9 protein-coding genes are annotated in these 16,954 nt (G+C 39.0%); all 9 read right to left on the bottom strand.

Going from position 1 to position 16,954, the window contains the following annotated elements; all coding sequences use genetic code 11:
- Positions 1-3: 3 nt before the first annotated feature.
- Positions 4-1,623 (bottom strand): RagB/SusD family nutrient uptake outer membrane protein, encoded by a 1,620-nt coding sequence (locus tag DXD65_RS14530; protein WP_008664258.1) that lies wholly within the window; start codon positions 1,621-1,623, stop codon positions 4-6.
- Between the two features lie 24 nt (positions 1,624-1,647).
- Positions 1,648-4,773 (bottom strand): SusC/RagA family TonB-linked outer membrane protein, encoded by a 3,126-nt coding sequence (locus tag DXD65_RS14525; RefSeq protein ID WP_005829635.1) that lies wholly within the window; start codon positions 4,771-4,773, stop codon positions 1,648-1,650.
- A gap of 300 nt (positions 4,774-5,073) precedes the next feature.
- Complete coding sequence (locus tag DXD65_RS14515) at positions 5,074-6,606, bottom strand: sulfatase-like hydrolase/transferase (protein WP_005829631.1); 1,533 nt, start codon at positions 6,604-6,606, stop codon at positions 5,074-5,076.
- 454 nt (positions 6,607-7,060) lie between these two features.
- A complete protein-coding gene (locus DXD65_RS14510; RefSeq protein WP_005829627.1) occupies positions 7,061-8,623 on the bottom strand; it encodes an arylsulfatase in 1,563 nt (520 codons plus the stop codon).
- Between the two features lie 103 nt (positions 8,624-8,726).
- Positions 8,727-10,106 (bottom strand): sulfatase, encoded by a 1,380-nt coding sequence (locus DXD65_RS14505; protein WP_005829625.1) that lies wholly within the window; start codon positions 10,104-10,106, stop codon positions 8,727-8,729.
- Positions 10,103-11,464: a sulfatase gene (locus tag DXD65_RS14500; RefSeq protein ID WP_005829623.1), complete on the bottom strand. Its 1,362-nt coding sequence runs from the start codon at positions 11,462-11,464 to the stop codon at positions 10,103-10,105. The genes DXD65_RS14505 and DXD65_RS14500 overlap by 4 nt, the downstream gene beginning before the upstream one ends.
- Before the next feature lie 121 nt (positions 11,465-11,585).
- A complete protein-coding gene (locus DXD65_RS14495; protein WP_005829621.1) occupies positions 11,586-15,677 on the bottom strand; it encodes a hybrid sensor histidine kinase/response regulator transcription factor in 4,092 nt (1,363 codons plus the stop codon).
- A gap of 332 nt (positions 15,678-16,009) precedes the next feature.
- A complete protein-coding gene (locus DXD65_RS21285) occupies positions 16,010-16,483 on the bottom strand; it encodes an integrase core domain-containing protein (RefSeq protein WP_005829615.1) in 474 nt (157 codons plus the stop codon).
- Positions 16,484-16,533: 50 nt separating this feature from the next.
- On the bottom strand, positions 16,534-16,830 hold the full coding sequence (locus DXD65_RS21280) for a DDE-type integrase/transposase/recombinase (RefSeq protein ID WP_119958808.1): 297 nt from the start codon (positions 16,828-16,830) through the stop codon (positions 16,534-16,536).
- Between the last annotated feature and the right edge of the window lie 124 nt (positions 16,831-16,954).

Below are 16,954 nucleotides of genomic sequence, written 5' to 3'. Positions count from 1 at the left end.
AAATCAATAACCAGGGTTTTGCCCCAAATTAGGATTAATCACCAATTGCTGTCTCGGAATAGCCCATAGATAATCACGATCCTTATTAAAGCTTCTATCACGATAAGTAAAATACTCCAATTTACCTTCATTCAATTTAAATTTTGCACCCCTAACCGGTTCATTCAACACAGTTTCAGCAATCTTCCAACGACGGATATCATAGATGCGGGTTCCTTCCAAAGCAAGTTCAACACGACGTTCATCCCTAATAATCTGGCGTAAATCTCCATTAGCAGGATAATCCATTGCCGCCGAAGTATTATCAAATCCTGCCCTCTGACGAAGCCGCTTGATAGTCTTGTCCCAGATATCTGAATTCATTTCACCAAGTTCATTTTTAGCCTCTGCATACATCAATAGGACATCGGCAAAACGCAATGTTATGAGATTGATATTACACTGCCATGAGGTACCAGTAGTCCATGCCTCTTGATTTGTATCATAATATTTGCGATAAAAGTATCCGGTATGTCCTCCGTTTTCGCGTCCGATCTTATCCAACGTATTATTTTTAGGATCATTCGGATCCACATTTACAGTAATCGCATTGCCTTCTTTATCCTCAATGACACTGCCATGATGCACAATAGTCATATCAAAACGTGGGTCACGGTCAACATAATCCCCCTTACTTTCATCCCATTTACTGCCATCCTTCATTAAATAAGTATCTACCAAGCTTTGAGTCGGGCTTGCCAATACGTACTGTACCAGCGGTAGACTAAAAGGAACATAAGTAGAAATATTACCCCAAGTTCGTTTTTCGGGAACATACTGAATATCCAGAATGATTTCTGAGTTGTATTCATTTTCCTTGAAAAAGAGTTTCTGGTAATCAGGGAAAAGTTCATACTTACCGTAATTATCTGTATTAATAAGCTTTTCTGTATATTGCACAACCTTTTCCCATTCATTGAAGTTCAATGCAATTCTTGCATTCATTGCCATCGCCGCACCAGCAGTAATTCGGCCTCTATCTGTAACGTCATACTCTTCCTTTGTAGGAAGTATCTCCGCTATTTCCTCCAATTCTTTATGTATCCAAGCTACAATTTCAGACTGAGTTGTAGGAGAAATAGTCTTTGCAGTTGCCTCATCGATATCCTCCGTAAAGAAAGGAACATCTCCGTACCAGTTTGTTGCTTGAAAGAATAAGAATGCCCTGACAAATCGTGCTTCCGCTTTCATCCGGTTTTTACGACCTTCGTCCATAGGCACACGGTCTATATTCTCCAAAAGAGTATGCGCCGTTTTAATGCCGCTATATATACTTTTCCACACATCATCAAAAAGAGCAGTAGATGACGTTGCTTGTCCATTGCCAATAGTCTTCACAGCATCACCTCCATAACCATTATAGAGATTGTCACTCAATCTTTCATCGCGAAAGAGCCAATCTGCCGAATTCATTTGCTTGTAAGCCATATTCAGCAAAGCCGATGCATTTGCTTCAGAAGTCCAATAAGTCTCATCCGTATATTTGTCAGTAGGAATCACATCCAGTTCGACGCAGCTCAACATTGACAGCATGCAAAATAAGGATAGACACCAGGATGAATATCTAAATAATATTGCTTTCATAATTTATATTACATTTAATCATTTTCAAAATTGAATTTCAATTCCACCACCAAAATATTTCAAGGTCGGATAATTTCGTCCACTATTGGCACTGCTAGTATCCATACTGTTACCAAATTCAGTTGATTCCGGATCAATGAACTTGTTCTTAGTAAATGTCAATAAATTCTGACCATTCAAAAACACTCTAACCTTTTTCATTCCTATTTTTTTCGTATAGGAAGCAGGTATTGTATAACCAATCTGTATATCTTTCAAACGAAGATAAGCAGCATTATATAAGTTTCTATCCGATGAATGTTTATAGTTGTGCTGATAAGATGACGAAGCCACGTTTATCAACCGAGGATATCTGGCATCCCTATTGTCCGGAGTCCAATAGTCCAGTTGGTGCTCATATATCACATATGAATAACTTCCATGGAAAGCCTCAATCATTTCTCCCCGGAGGGCCATATCACGTTTTCCAACTCCTTGCCACAACATACTGAAGTCAAGACCTTTCCAACTGAAATTATAATTAAACCCAAAGACATAACGCGGGAAAGCATTTCCAAGTACAACCCGGTCATCATCATTTATTACTCCATTCTTATCTATATCAACGTATTTCACATCTCCCGGTTGCAATTTTACTCCCTCGAATTTCGGAGAATTCTGGATTTCCTCTTCAGTCTGGAACAGTCCATCAGTCCGGAATCCATAATAACTATTAATGGCTTCCCCCTCTCTAATGATTCGTTCAACACCATCAGTCAGCTTTACAGACTCATCCCCATATTCCAGTACCTTGTTACGGGAATCTCCGATATTGAAGCCGAACAAATGAGAAAAATCTTTATGCTTGAATCTATAGTTAACAGTAAGTTCCCAACCATTATTGCGCACCTTACCAATATTAGCTTTTGGGACAGCCCCTCCTAATGTGCCGGGACTTAATGGTGTCAATAAAATATCTGAAGTATTCTTTTGGAATACATCAAAAGTAACATTCAATGCATTTTTCAAAAAAGAAGCATCAAAACCAATATTAAAGGTTTTGGTTTTCTCCCAAGACAATTCAGAATTTCCAAATGTAAATCCTGTACCTGTTACAGAAGAATTGTTAAAACCATACTGATCTGAATTTACTTTATAGGTAGTCAAGTACTGATAATCATCAACAGTTTGTGAACCTAACAAACCATACGAACCACGGATTTTCATATCTCCTACTTTGTCCTTCCAAAATGACAAAAAGTTCTCTTCAGATATTCTCCATCCTAAGGACATTGATGGAAAAAAGCCCCAACGATTATCTTTTGCAAAACGGGAAGAACCATCATAGCGAGCATTCACTTCTGCATAATACTTATCTTTATAGGAATATCCTAATCTTCCCAGCCATGAATGCAAAGCACGTTCACGGAAACCATTCGGAGTATTGTAACTTGAAGTTTCATAAACTGTATCATCTGTATCCTGATAAAGGTCTGGATCGACAAAATTACGTCTGATTTCATTTTTTTCACTACGGAAAGATTCAGATGTAAATCCAAATAAACCCGTCACTTGATGCACATCATTATAAGTATGATTGTAATCAAGGAAAAATTGCAAGTTCAGCATTGTTGCTTTATTGTTATAATCCTGAATACTATAATTTTTACTTTGTCCAGCATTAGCAATCTGATCTTTATTTAAATATTTATATACCGGGTAATATCTTCTCTTAATCAATCGATGCTCTGAAATAATATCATAACCAACAACACCTCTCAATTTCAGTCCTTGCCAGATTTTCAGATCACCAGAAACAATTCCCTGAAAATGGTCTTTGTCATTAGTTGTCAGTCCACCATGCCTCAATCTAGCCAAATAATTACCACCGGTCGTTATTTCATTATTATAATACTTGCCATCCTCATCTGGATACAGTGAATAAGTATTATAGGTTGGAACACGCATAACGTCTGCCAACTGCATATCTCCTCTATCCGAGCGTCCCTCATTTCTATCATAAGCAAGAAGAACCTTTAACTTTAAACGCTGGATTTCAGAAGTCAGATTACTTCGGAAATTATATTTCTTGATACCAAAATCTTGTCCTTTAAAGTTGCTTTCCTGATCATAGTAGCCAAAAGACACATTATATGTTGTCACTTTCGAGCCACCTTGCACATTAATATTATAGTTCTGCTGCAATGCATTCTTCATAATGGCTTTATATCCCCATTCACTATCTCCTTTTGCAAACTCATGAATCTGTTCTGGAGTATAAATAGGATCTTTCCCAGCATTCACATATGAATCATTCCGTAACAATGCATTCTGATATCCTGATACAGGTTTTAATAATATATCAGGATTTTGATTTCCTACAGATGCAGTAAACGTAACAACCGGTTTCATATCAGTTCGTCCCTGCTTAGTTGTAATTAAGATAACTCCATTTGCCGAACGAGAGCCATAGATGGCCGCCGTACCCGCATCCTTCAAAACAGAAACGGACTCTATATCATTCGGATTAAGCAGATTCATTGCATTAATATCATTTGCTGCCATGCCATCAATCACAACCAAGGGATCATTGTTATTCATAGAACTGACTCCACGGATATTAATATTAATATTATTATTATTAGGATTCATGTTGCGTTGTTGTATAGATAGACTTGGCGTCGCACCTTGTAATGCTTGAGTTATATTGGCTACAGGACGATCCTTTATCACATCATCACGAATCTGGTCTACTGCGCCAATTACATGTTTACGGGTAGTCGTACCGTAACCAATGACAATTACTTCATCCAGCAATTCACTATCTTCTTTCATAGTAATTGTATGGAAAGAAGCATTTCCTGCCTTCACCTCTATTTTATCATAACCAATATATGAAAATACCAAAATATCATTTGCACTACATGCAATCGAGAAATTACCATTTACATCTGTTACGGCACCATTGGTGGTTCCTTTGACAACTACACTCACCCCAATCAGAGGTTCTCCTGTCGCATCTTTTACCACACCTTTTACCGTTGCATTTTGTACCGGCTGAGGAACAGTAGTATTTTCGGTTTGTTTGGCATATATATTTCCACTATATACAGAGAAGGAAAACAAAGCCCATAAACCTAAAATCAGTGGTTTATACTTTTCAAAAATCATACAAGTCTTGATTTAATGATTAAACTTATTAATTCTAAAATTCAGAAACTAAAAGAACCGGTTATTACTTTCATAATACTTAAGATTTAATTAACTACTCATATTCGCGATATGTGTTTCTCATCATGATTTGATGGTGCAAATATAGACTGAATAAGTACATCCTGAGTACGGATTCCAGCCATAAAAGCATCACTATAGGGAAAAGTAGGAATTCGTACTTTTCTGTACCAATACCGTACTCCCCATCTATAAAAGAGCGTGTTAAGGCATTTTTATAACTTCTCCCAAGCACTGGCTTCACGGATTAACTTGAATAACCTGATTCCATTTCAGTTTTACTGGATATCCCCAATCCGGTTTTGCTGGATCACAAAAGTCACCGACAGCTTTCATCCGGGCATAAAGCAATGCGGTAAGTTCGTCGCGCTTTTTGCTGTAGTTAGGATCATCATAAAGGTTGTTCATCTCCATCGGGTCGGCCTCAAGGTCGAAAAGCTGAGGATGACGTTGCCCTCCAACATTGTAGAGTATAAGTTTAAAGTTATCCTTTTTAATGGCACGCTGGAGGTTGATGTATGCCAATAGTATGTCCTCGCGTTTTTTTACCATGGGGTTCTGTATGGTTTGTGCCAATGAAAGGCCTTTAACAGTAGGCGGCACTTCTATATCCGCAAGCTCACAAAGAGTGGGATAAATATCATAAAGATAACAATAAGCATCACACATCGCATTCTGTGGAATGCCGGGACCGCATATTACCAAAGGTACTCTCACTGCTGCTTCATACAAGTTCTGCTTGCCCAGCAGCCCATGTTCCCCGACACAAAGACCGTTGTCCGACGTAAAAACAATGATGGTATTATCAACCTTGCCACTGCTTTCAAGTACATCAAGGATACGTCCTATCTGAAAATCCACTTCGCTCACCATGCCATAATAATTAGCCCTTTCAGTAAGTACCTGAGCCGAAATGCGAGGAGTGGAAAGCAACTTTTCATCGCGTTCATTAAGGTCACCGTTGTCAAATGGGTGTTGTGCAACAAAATTCTCGGGCATCGGAACCTCAGTACTAGCGTATTTATGTCCGTAGTGAGGCAACACATTGCGCGGATCATGAGGCGAAGTAAATGCAACATACATCAAAAAAGGAGTGTCGTCCGACGCCTTAGCTTCAAGAAATCTGATAGCAGCATCGGCATATAATTCGGACGAAAAGGTATTGAGTGACGCATCCACCCATTTACCGTTGGTATTATTGTACTTCCCTGCCGGATCGTACTGATGCAGGTAAGGGCACCGATGTCCCAGTTCATTGTATTTCCCGTAAGGATGCATTCCACCGAAAAAAAGGTTTGCACCTGTAGAAAACGAACGGGTAAACGAGGCATTGTCACTGTGCCATTTACCAGTTGCAAAAGTCGTGTAGCCATTCTCACGGAATAGTTCCGGAAAAGTTCTTTCATTTTCCGGAATAACGCCGCCATTGCGATGTATATCCATCAAACCACGCCCGGTAAGAAGCATTGCACGGCTGGGCTGCGAAATAGCACCATTGAAACCTCCCATTACGTGAGTTTGGGTGAATGATATACCACGGCTGACAAGCCGGTCCATATTCGGGGTCTGGATTGTACCGTTACCCCAAGCATGGATAGTGCTGAAAGTCTGGTCGTCCGTCAGCAGGACAAGAATATTAGGACGCTTCGGCCCGTTCCCCTTATCATTACCTTTCTCCGTATTCGCTCCGAATGCAGAGAGTCCGAAAAAAGGCATGTTCAATAATGCCGGAAGGCATAAAAACAAGGTTTTGTTTTTCACTTTCAAATTCATAATGTTTTTTATTTAATGACTAAATCTACTAATGACAGCCCCCAATCTATAACCGGAAACCCGTTGTAACCGTCAAATGGTCTGTTTGTCTTGATGAAACAAAGTGTTCCATACCTTGAAACAGTTCGTTTCACTATTAGGAACAACTTGTTTCCTTATAGAAAACACTTTGTTCTATAGGTATGAAACAAAGTGTTCAATACTATGAACTAATACATTATACTTTTACCATACAACGGAACAGTTATATAAAAGAAGTGGAAGATAAATCTGCTTACACTATTACTTCCACAGTTACCTCCACCTGTAATACACTTATACTCACTGAATTAGTAGAAATAATATGGAAGTAAAAAATCCTGCTTACACACATAACAGATTGATTATTATCAAACTATCAAAAAAGTGCAAGCAAATGGGGATAGAACAACTAAACTTTGTTGGAAACGATGGTTTAGTTCAGCCTTTTAGGGAAGATGTAGCATTCGTTCGCCCACTCCTCCCATTTCCGGACCATCTTCTTCAGCACATCCGGATACTCAGCAGCTACATTATTCCACTCAGTTCTGTCTTTTTCAATATCATACAGTTCCCACTCCTTCATTTTTTCATCCTTTACAGCTTTCCAATTTTTCCACCGTACAAAACAATTATTGAAGTGTTCACCGAAGATATATTCATGTATTTGTTTATCAGGATTATGAACCGTTGACATCAAGCTAGTTCCTGCCATAGGAATAATCGAATTTCCGTCATGATAAGTTGTCGGATATTCTGCTCTGGCAACCTCTACAAATGTAGCCATGATATCAGGAACAAAACCTACGTTTCTTCTTATCTGGTTGCTATACTTTCCAAGCACTTCCGGCCAGGAAATAATCAATGGGGTAGCAATGCCTCCTTCATAGGCCCGTACTTTATATTTCCGGTACGGTGTATTGCTAACCTGTGCCCAAGGCAGTCCATAAGAAGGATGAACCCAGCTGTCAAGCTTATTAATCTCACTTGTGCTTCCGAAACCTTTTTCCGAATAAGGTTCTGCACATGCCCCATTATCCGAGAGAAAAAGTATAAGAGTATTGTCAAGCTTACCTTCTTCTTCCAGATAATCAATCAACTTTCCAATGTTATAATCCATGCAGTAAACTTGGGCGGCATAAACAGACATCCGCAAGGACGAACTATCACGTTCTGCTTCCGTAAGCTCATTCCAGGCACGAGATTCCCATTCGGCCAATTTCCAATCAGGATTGACTATACCCAATTCAACCATTTTCCGGTAACGCTCTTCACGAACGGCTTCCCATCCCTTGTCATATTTGCCTGCAAACTTTTCCAAATCCTTGTCTTTGGCATGTAGCGGCCAATGGGGAGCATTGTACGCCAAGTAAAGAAAGAACGGATTATCATCCGTCTGTTCATCTATAAACCGAATGGCATAATCAGTAAAAGCATCCGTTGTATAATAGGGGGATTGAGGAGCAGGCAAATTCGTATTATCCAGAGTCAAGCCCCGTCCGCCCTGAGGTTTCAAATAGCTGGAAGCACCGGCCAGTATTCCATAAAAATGCTCAAATCCCCTCTGCAACGGCCACTTTTCCTTGCCATGCATCCCAACATGCCATTTGCCTGTCATGTATGTATGATAGCCAGCCTCTTTCAGCACCTCAGCAATTGTCACACAATTACGGTTGAGAAAACCCATATAACCATGGACTCCTCTATTTTCCGGATGTTTTTCTCCTTTCTTGATGCCGGGATCTTCAGACATAGCTCCGATGCCGGCCTGCTGCGGATAAAGTCCGGTCAGCAAGCTGGCACGGGTAGGACAAGAACGTCCAGAATTATAAAACTGCGTATATCGTACTCCCTTTTGTGCCAACCGGTCAATATTGGGAGTCGGAATCTCACCGCCATAACACCCAACATCCGAATATCCCATGTCATCTGCCATAATAAGTACAATATTAGGTCTTTCATCAGTTTCTTTGCTGGTTCGTATTGTTTCGTCTGCCATACACGGCATAGCAGACAACATCGACAAGGCGGATGTTCCGCACAAGAAATAACTCTTTCTCATTTTTTGTATTTCAATTAGTATTACATACTATTATATAAGGTCAAAATTCCGGTAAAGAATTCCACCACTCAAGAGCCAATTTACTCAACCGACTTGCCACCTGAGGATGTTTCTTGCTTAAATCAACGTTTTCCCTCAAATTATCCTCCAAATCATACAATAAGACATTTGTACTGTCTTTATCAACCAACAGTTTCCACTTGCCATACCGCACCGCAATAGCCGGACTGACATCTTTGTCTGCAGGCCGGGGGAATGCTTTGCTTTCATTTCTTCTATATTCCCAAAAGAGAGGTTCTCTCCTTTCCTGCGGAACCCCTTTCAAAGCCGCACTCATGTCCATGCCATCACTTTTACAATCAGCAGGCAATTTGATTCCAGCAAGTGAACTCAAACTCTTGTACAAATCCAGAGCGCTGACCACCGTAGTATCGTCCGTTTTCCCCGAAGGAATTTCGCCTTTTGTATCCCATATTATAAAGGGCATATGTATACCTCCCTCGAACAATGAAGCTTTACATCCTCTCATATTACCGGCCCGGCTTCCCTTGAAACTGGGTGCAGGCCCGTTGTCACTGGTAAAAATGACAATGGTATTGTTTTCAAGATTCATATTTTTAATTTCACGCAGCAAACGTCCTATTTGCCTATCATATTCGGCAAGCACCACCCGAAAGTTCTTTTCCGATTCCTGCCCGTCCGGAAAGACCTGCTGTTGCTCAAAGTTTCCAACCCACGGAGTATGCATGTCATCCGGCCATAAGTTCACAAAACAAGCTTCTCCTCTGTGACGTTCTAAAAAAGCCAGCGTTTTATCAACGAAATAGGCTGTTCTATTCCATCGCTTTACACTATCCTGCGGAGACCAAATCCAATCCGTTGCCGTAAGTAACGAATCCGGTTGAGGGCTTTCATAGGTGCTGCAATATTCGTCATATCCATAAGCGACAAAAGGGGGAGCATTCCGGACATCCCGTCCCCCTCCCAAATGCCATTTCCCGAAATGACCGGTTTTATATCCGGCATTCTTCATCACTTTGGGCAAGGTGGGAGCCGAAGGGTCCAAATAGTCGGCCATTTCCGCAGCTTTGTTTCCAGCCTTTCCTTGTAAATAAGTGGTTATATGCCACTTGCCCGGGTACATCCCGGTCAGTAGGCCACAACGCGAAGGAGAACTGATAGGAGATGCACTATAATATTGATTGAACCGTGAACCTTCTTCTGCCATACGGTCAATATTGGGAGTAGGTATAAATTTACCACCATATATACCAATATCACCATAACCCATATCATCCGTAAGCACAACTATAATATTAGGAGGCAACTCAGCGTTATTCCCTGCCAGACAAGGCAATGTCATAGGGACTGTCAGGGCAGGCAATAGTCCCAGTAAACACATTTTTTCCTTTTTCATCATTGCTTCTTTATTTTCACGTCCATTTGAGCTCCCGTATCACCCTGCTGCCGCATCCACGCCTCAAGTTCCCCTTTCATCATAGCAATACGTTTCGCATACTTCTTTTCTTCTGCCAAATTATTCAACTCCCAAGGATCTTTCTGCATATCATAAAACTCTATTGCAGGACGTTTTACATATCTGTCAACAAAATATCTTGCCCGTTTATCTGTTTTTGTACTCTCAATCCAGCTTGCCCAAACGCTTCTTTCATTCTTAAGATTCATCAGATGTTTTTCAAAATACTCTACTTCAGGAGTCAAGTTCAATATCAGTTTATATCTCTTGTCCCTGATGCTACGTATCGGATAGGCTGTCCCTTCCGGGATATTATTATGTATACCGTAAGCAAAGCGACGGTGTTCTTTCTCTTTGCCGAACAATGCCTTCAGGAAACTTTTCCCATCAATGCCCTCTATTTCATCTCCACCGACAAATTCCATTAAAGTAGGTAGAATATCTTCATACTGAACGATAGCATCACTGGTCGATTTGGCCTTTATTTTTGCAGGATAGCGAGCCACCAATGCACTGCTTTGACCGTAGTTCCAGCAAGTCCATTTTCCTCCCGGCAACTGTGGACCTTGTTCTCCAAGAAATACAACTAAAGTATTATCCAGTTTGCCAACCTCTTCAATAGTTTTCAATACATCACCAACCTGATTATCCAAAGCCCGGATTTCAGCCAAAAGACGTCTGAAAAGTTCACGCGTTCCTTTATTATCAACGCAGTTAGGAGGCAGTATAACCTTATCTGCATCAAATTCATCCTTATTTCCGCATGTCCACGGAGCGTGGGAAAGCGTACTGCAAACAAATAAGCAAAACGGACTGTCCTGTCGCATAAAGTCACGAATGCCATCCACTGTATAGTCAGCAGTCACAGCAATACAGTTCTCCTCAAACCCCGGAACCTTCTCAAAATTGAAAACACTTTTAGGAACAGTATGCGTTTTTCCTGCACGCCCTACCCGATAACCCGCCTGGGGCAGATAATACGTGACGCTCTTTATATCAGAATAGGATATTTTATGATTTTGATAAGAGCCGTGCCGAGCAGGATAGAGTCCGGTATATAAGGAAGCCCGAATAGGCACACTCATTGCACAAGAGGCAAAGTTATTAGTGAATCTGATTCCTTCTTCAGCTATCCGATCAATATTCGGAGTCTTGAGGTTCTTCCCTCCATAGCAACTAATCTCATTCGAAGCAAGATCATCTGCCAAGATTACTACAATGTTCGGTTTCTCCTGTGCTTTTAAGGTACCGGCAACAGGCAGTAGTGCAAGACATGCACCTTTTACAATATTCCAATTCATACATCCAATTTTTAAGTCCGTATTAGATTATTTGATAGCAAAATTAGTGCATCCCTTCCTTAATAAGAGTACTCAAACGCGACAAAGATGTACGAATATGGTCTGAAAGACAGAAAGCTTCTTAAGAATTTTCCAAATTTGTTTTTGTGATGTCTTTACGCATCTGCTCTCTATATTTTTTAGGGGTCATTTCAAATTTCTGAGAAAATATTTTGAAGAAGTTTCCCCGGTTGATAAAGCCGGTCCTATCCATAATCTCTTCAACAGACAAGTTTGTATTAATTAATAGTTTCTTCACAATATCCAGCTTATACTCTCTGATTATATCATTCGGCTTCTTAGGAGTTATTTCTTTTATTCTCCGATAAAACTGACGCGTACTGTATCCTAAAGAAGAGCTAATGGTTTCAATAGAAAGCTCCGGATTAGTAATATTCGAATCGATTACCTGATATACTTTTTCCATGAATTTCTTATCTTCCTCGTGCACCAGCTTACCCTCATTTATCTCAAATGAGCTCACAGCCGAAGAGAAATATTGCTTCAAGTCTTCTTTTCTCTTGATGAGCCGTTCCACTACTTTTTCCAAATATCTCACACTGAAAGGCTTGGTTATATAAACCTCTGCTCCGGAATCAATACCCCTTACCTGATCCTCCACCGTATTCTTGGCAGATAAAAGAATCATTGGTATATGTTTGCGCAATTTATCTCCCTTTATCAATGTAGTAAGAGAGATACCGTCAATGTCCGGCATCATAATATCCGATATGATTATGTCCGGTGAACTCTGCTCCAAACAAGACATCACCTCTGTTGAATTATTAATGGGAATTACATTATATTTATCAATAAATATTTCTGTAACAAACCATAGCATGGCCGAATCATCATCTATAATCATTATTGTCTGCTTATTCTTGTCATATTCAGGAATGACAATCTCAGGAACAGAACTGGTTTCCTCCATTTTTCGGGAAACGTTCTCTATAACAGTCACACTTGCATTACCAAAAAACTCATCACCCTCCGTAGCTTGCTCTATTGACAATTCAGGGAGAATTACAGTAAAAGTCGTTATATCATTAAGCACACTGGTTACGGTTATTTCTCCCTCTAACAATTTCACCATATTATTGCATATAGCCAAACCCAATCCATTTCGCGACGTTTCATGTGCTTTATTCTGGTCTTCAAAATTATCAAGTACGGTATATCTATCAAAAATCTTAGAAAGATCATCTTCTTTAATCCCTTTGCCTGTATTAGCTACAACAATATACAGCTTTTTGTCTTCAACATACACATCTACACTTATTTTTCCTTTGACTGATGCATATTTAAAAGCATTGGATATAAGATTAGTAATTATCTTATTCAAGCATCCCGAATCAGAGTTCCAATATATATTGTCGACTATATTTATTCTATAATCAAGCAGCTTATTACTTGTCAATTCTGAAAAAGGTTCAGCTATATTACGGGCTAATTCTGATATGGGACAGGATTTTATCTCTACTTTTTTATGTCCCGTCTCCAAACGTCTGAATTCAATTAGTTCTGCAATCAGACTATTCAGTTCCTCCGCATTATGCTTAATCAATTTGGCATATTTAATAATGAGGCTATCTGATTTGTCGTATGAAATAATCTTTTCGCAAGGACCATATATTAACGTCAAGGGAGTACACAGTTCGTGAGTTATATTAGTAAAGAATCGTAATTTTGATTCATAAACATCTTCGCGTTGTTTTCTTGTCAGCTTTTCTACGATATTCTCTTTTTTCATTCTATACCATTTAATACTCAGCCGTACAATACAGTAACCAACCAATAACAACAATAAAGTATAGACCACATATGCCAAAGTAGTCTGATACCACGGGTATGATATGTTTATCACAAGTGACTGAACCGCACTTTCCTTACCTGTAATATTATTCCTATACTTCACCAACAAAGTATATCTGCCCGGAGAAATATTGGTGAATGATGCGGAATTGGAGCCTCCATTGTCAATCCAAATATCACTAAGTTCTGCAAGTTTATAAAAATAAGTATAATCATTCCCATTTATATAATCTATAGCAGTAAACGATAAAGAGAAAAAATTTTGTTCATAATTCAAAGTTATATTTTTCCTACTATTTTCAATACTTACAAAATCATTTATATTATACTCTTTACCGAATATAGATAAGTTGCTAAATTGAATTTCCGGATTATAATCCAGTTTAGGAAATCCATTGACCGAAACAGTGACAAAACCGTTTATCCCTCCAAAAAACAAAGTGCCGGAAGGTATATGCTTGAAGTATGCCCCATCACTGAACTCTGTTACCTGAAGATCGTTCTGCTTCCAATATGTCTGGAAGGTATTCTCCGAAACATTATACTTTATCAATCCTCGATTAGTGCTCAACCACAAATTATTGTATTCATCCTGCAACATTCCATGTATCACATTCTTCGGCAAAACATTTGTCTTGTCAAATACATATCTATCTCTATCATAATAAATTCGGGCAAGCCCATAACTTGTAGCAAACCAATAGCTTTTGTCACTCTTTAAAATAGAAAACACATCGTTCAATGTCTGGCTTTCGCTTCCTTCATTTAAACTGTAAACTTCTATTTTATTGGTACGATTATTAATTTTATAGGCTCCATATCCTCTATTGCCAAACCAGATAATCGAATCGTTCTCCTTATAAGAGGTGAAAAAATAGTTGGAAGGAATTACACCATTATCAAACAAAAAGGTCGTATCTTTCTTCAATACCGGATTGCCGTCTTTTTCGCCAAGCTTAGCCTTTACAATCCCTTCACCCACCGTAGCAATCCAAAGAGTAGAATCATTAAATTCACAAACAGAATATACATATCTTAAAGGTTTGTTACCGCCTAAAATATCTATATTCTTTATACTACTACTTTTATATGAATAATAATTCAGACCATTTTCACTGCCTATCCATAAAATATCTTTCTTACCAGGTACTATTGTATAGACAGAGTTACTTTTTAACAAGCTATTATTCGTAAGAAACTGCACTGATTTTTCTCCTTCATTAACAGCCGCGTCATAATTTTCAATTTTCACAATGCCATTCCCTTTTGTTCCAAACCAAAAAGTACCGTATTCATCAATATAAAATGTTCTTATCGGCGTATTTAGATTGTATGGCAAATCTCTCAACAACGTCGTCCTGAGAGTATAGGAATCATTGTAATACATATACACCCCCTGCCCATCAGTACCCACCCATATAATATCCTGAAATTTATCTTTTTCTATACAAAAGATACCGGATTTGATATTTATATCGTGAATAGAATATCTATCTTTAGATTCTGGAATATGCTGCAAAACAATCAGTCCACTTGATTTAAAACCAATAAAATATTCACCTTTATGCTGAATTATAGCTGAAATTTCTCCGTACCGTTTTACTTCATCAGACAAATCATAGATATAATACTTATTGCAACTAGCAGGGTCATATTCATAAAGGGCATATTTATTATCCACAATATAAAAGGTATCGTCATCATAAAAACACCACATGACCTTCTCCTCATCATCAAACAGTTTTTTAGGTTCTAAAGAGATACTTCCATCAGGATTAGAATTGATTGAAAAACTAAGATTGTTTCCGCTTTTCATAAATATCCACAATATATTTCTTTTGTCAATAGCAACCTCGAGGATGTCATCTGCTATGAGGTTATCTACTTGTATTCCACGAAATTGCTGTTCCTCAGGCACATAATAATAAATGTAATTATCACTATTAACGACAAAGATTCTATTATCCGTACTATTCACTACCCAGTTTTTCCCCTTAAACTGCCTGAATGAATGTACCGTTTGAGAATACTTCTCCAAACGATCAAGACCATAATTGGTCTGAATCCACAAAATATTATTCTCAGCTTCCAATATACTCTCTACTATATTCCCAGACAATATCTTTTTCTTATCAATGGGGTTGTACAACTGAAAGTTCAGCCCATCAAAAAAGTTGACCCCCTCACAAGAACCAAACCACATAAAACCATCCCCATCCTGACAAATAGATAATACTGCACTATTGGAAAGTCCATTCTTGCTGGAATACTGCCGCAAATTATAAGCCGAAGAATAATTATTAAACAGAAATAACAGAAAGATAACAGAAACATGGATAACCAGATTATATCTTGTTCTCATAGAATTAAAATTAAAATCATTACAACTTTCTGTACGAAAGGAACTACACCAATCGCCACTAACTCAACACTCTTCATAAAGGAGTACAAACTATACCTTTTAAAAATCATAAAGCTTTTATAGGCTAATTTATCTCAAAATCTTATCGCAAAAATAATATTTTTATTCTTGTAACACCATACCTATTTAATAAAAAATAGGATTTAACTCTTAAAGGTATAAAGGAATGATATGGTGATAAAATACCATGGCTAATAACACAAACAAGACCAGTCAAAACAAGCTTGTCTTTTCCTGATTTAGCTAGACGCTTTTTCTTTTTATAACCGATATCAGTAGACGGTTCTTGGAATGTTGTACTGGTTTAGTAGCCACTTCTTCCCAAGCCCTGCTGATATAGTAGACACAGCAAAGTGAGTTGTCCTGATTCTGTTGACAGTCATCTTGCTGGATTTGCAGAACCCGTACTTGCTTGTCCGGCTTTGCAAAGATATTGCATCCTTCTTTTCATTGCTACTTGTGGAAGGATATTTTTTCTTCTTCCACATTTTCTTCTGTATTCCCTTCTCCAGATGCGCCACAGCAGGTATTTTATACCCGATACTCATATGCGGTCTGCGATGGTTATAGAAATGTATGTAGCGAGCTATGACATTTCTTGCATGCCCGATGTCGTTGAACCGGCCTCGAGGATGGCTGCTTTCCGCCTTAATAATCCCGTTGATACGTTCCGCAACGGCATTGTCGGTGGGTTTGTAGTCTTCCGTCATACTGACGGCAATGCCATGTTTCTGAAGAAGTGCCACATATGGGTCGCAACAGTATTGTACGCCACGGTCTGAGTGATGTATCAGGCCTATAAGATTTCACTTCCTTTCATTTCAACAGCCTGCTCTATAGCCTGTTGCAATGCATTGATGGTTGCCGATACCCATAAGGTGTCGGTAAGCACCCATCCCTGTATCTTATGGGAGTAAGCATCCGTAATCAGATGCAGATAACAGACTTCACCATTGGTAAGTGGTATATAAGTAATGTCACTGACCCACAAGTGGTTGGCTGAAGTCAAGGTCACTCCTTTGATTAAGTTCTTCCACTTGTGATAGCGATGGTTGGAGTTCGTCGTATGCCGGGTCTTGCGGGCAGGAAGCATCAAGCGGTGTAGGCATCCGTAATCAGATGCAGATAACAGACTTCACCATTGGCAAGTGGTATATAAGTAATGTCGCTGACCCACAACTGGTTGGCTGAAGTCAAGGTCAGTCCTTTGATTAGGT

The organism is Bacteroides sp. 4_1_36, assembly GCF_003466325.1.
Classification (GTDB): domain Bacteria; phylum Bacteroidota; class Bacteroidia; order Bacteroidales; family Bacteroidaceae; genus Bacteroides; species Bacteroides uniformis.
This window is presented reverse-complemented; position numbering and strand designations above follow the sequence as displayed.

What these genes read in the sequence shown, in the direction of transcription:
- DXD65_RS14530 (WP_008664258.1), bottom strand. Translation starts at nt 1,623, where the DNA reads ATGAAAGCAATATTATTTAGATATTCATCCTGGTGTCTATCCTTATTT.
- DXD65_RS14505 (WP_005829625.1), bottom strand. Translation starts at nt 10,106, where the DNA reads ATGATGAAAAAGGAAAAAATGTGTTTACTGGGACTATTGCCTGCCCTG.
- DXD65_RS14510 (WP_005829627.1), bottom strand. Translation starts at nt 8,623, where the DNA reads ATGGCAGACGAAACAATACGAACCAGCAAAGAAACTGATGAAAGACCT.
- DXD65_RS14515 (WP_005829631.1), bottom strand. Translation starts at nt 6,606, where the DNA reads ATGAATTTGAAAGTGAAAAACAAAACCTTGTTTTTATGCCTTCCGGCA.
- DXD65_RS21280 (WP_119958808.1), bottom strand. Translation starts at nt 16,830, where the DNA reads ATGCTTCCTGCCCGCAAGACCCGGCATACGACGAACTCCAACCATCGC.
- DXD65_RS14495 (WP_005829621.1), bottom strand. Translation starts at nt 15,677, where the DNA reads ATGAGAACAAGATATAATCTGGTTATCCATGTTTCTGTTATCTTTCTG.
- DXD65_RS14525 (WP_005829635.1), bottom strand. Translation starts at nt 4,773, where the DNA reads ATGATTTTTGAAAAGTATAAACCACTGATTTTAGGTTTATGGGCTTTG.
- DXD65_RS14500 (WP_005829623.1), bottom strand. Translation starts at nt 11,464, where the DNA reads ATGAATTGGAATATTGTAAAAGGTGCATGTCTTGCACTACTGCCTGTT.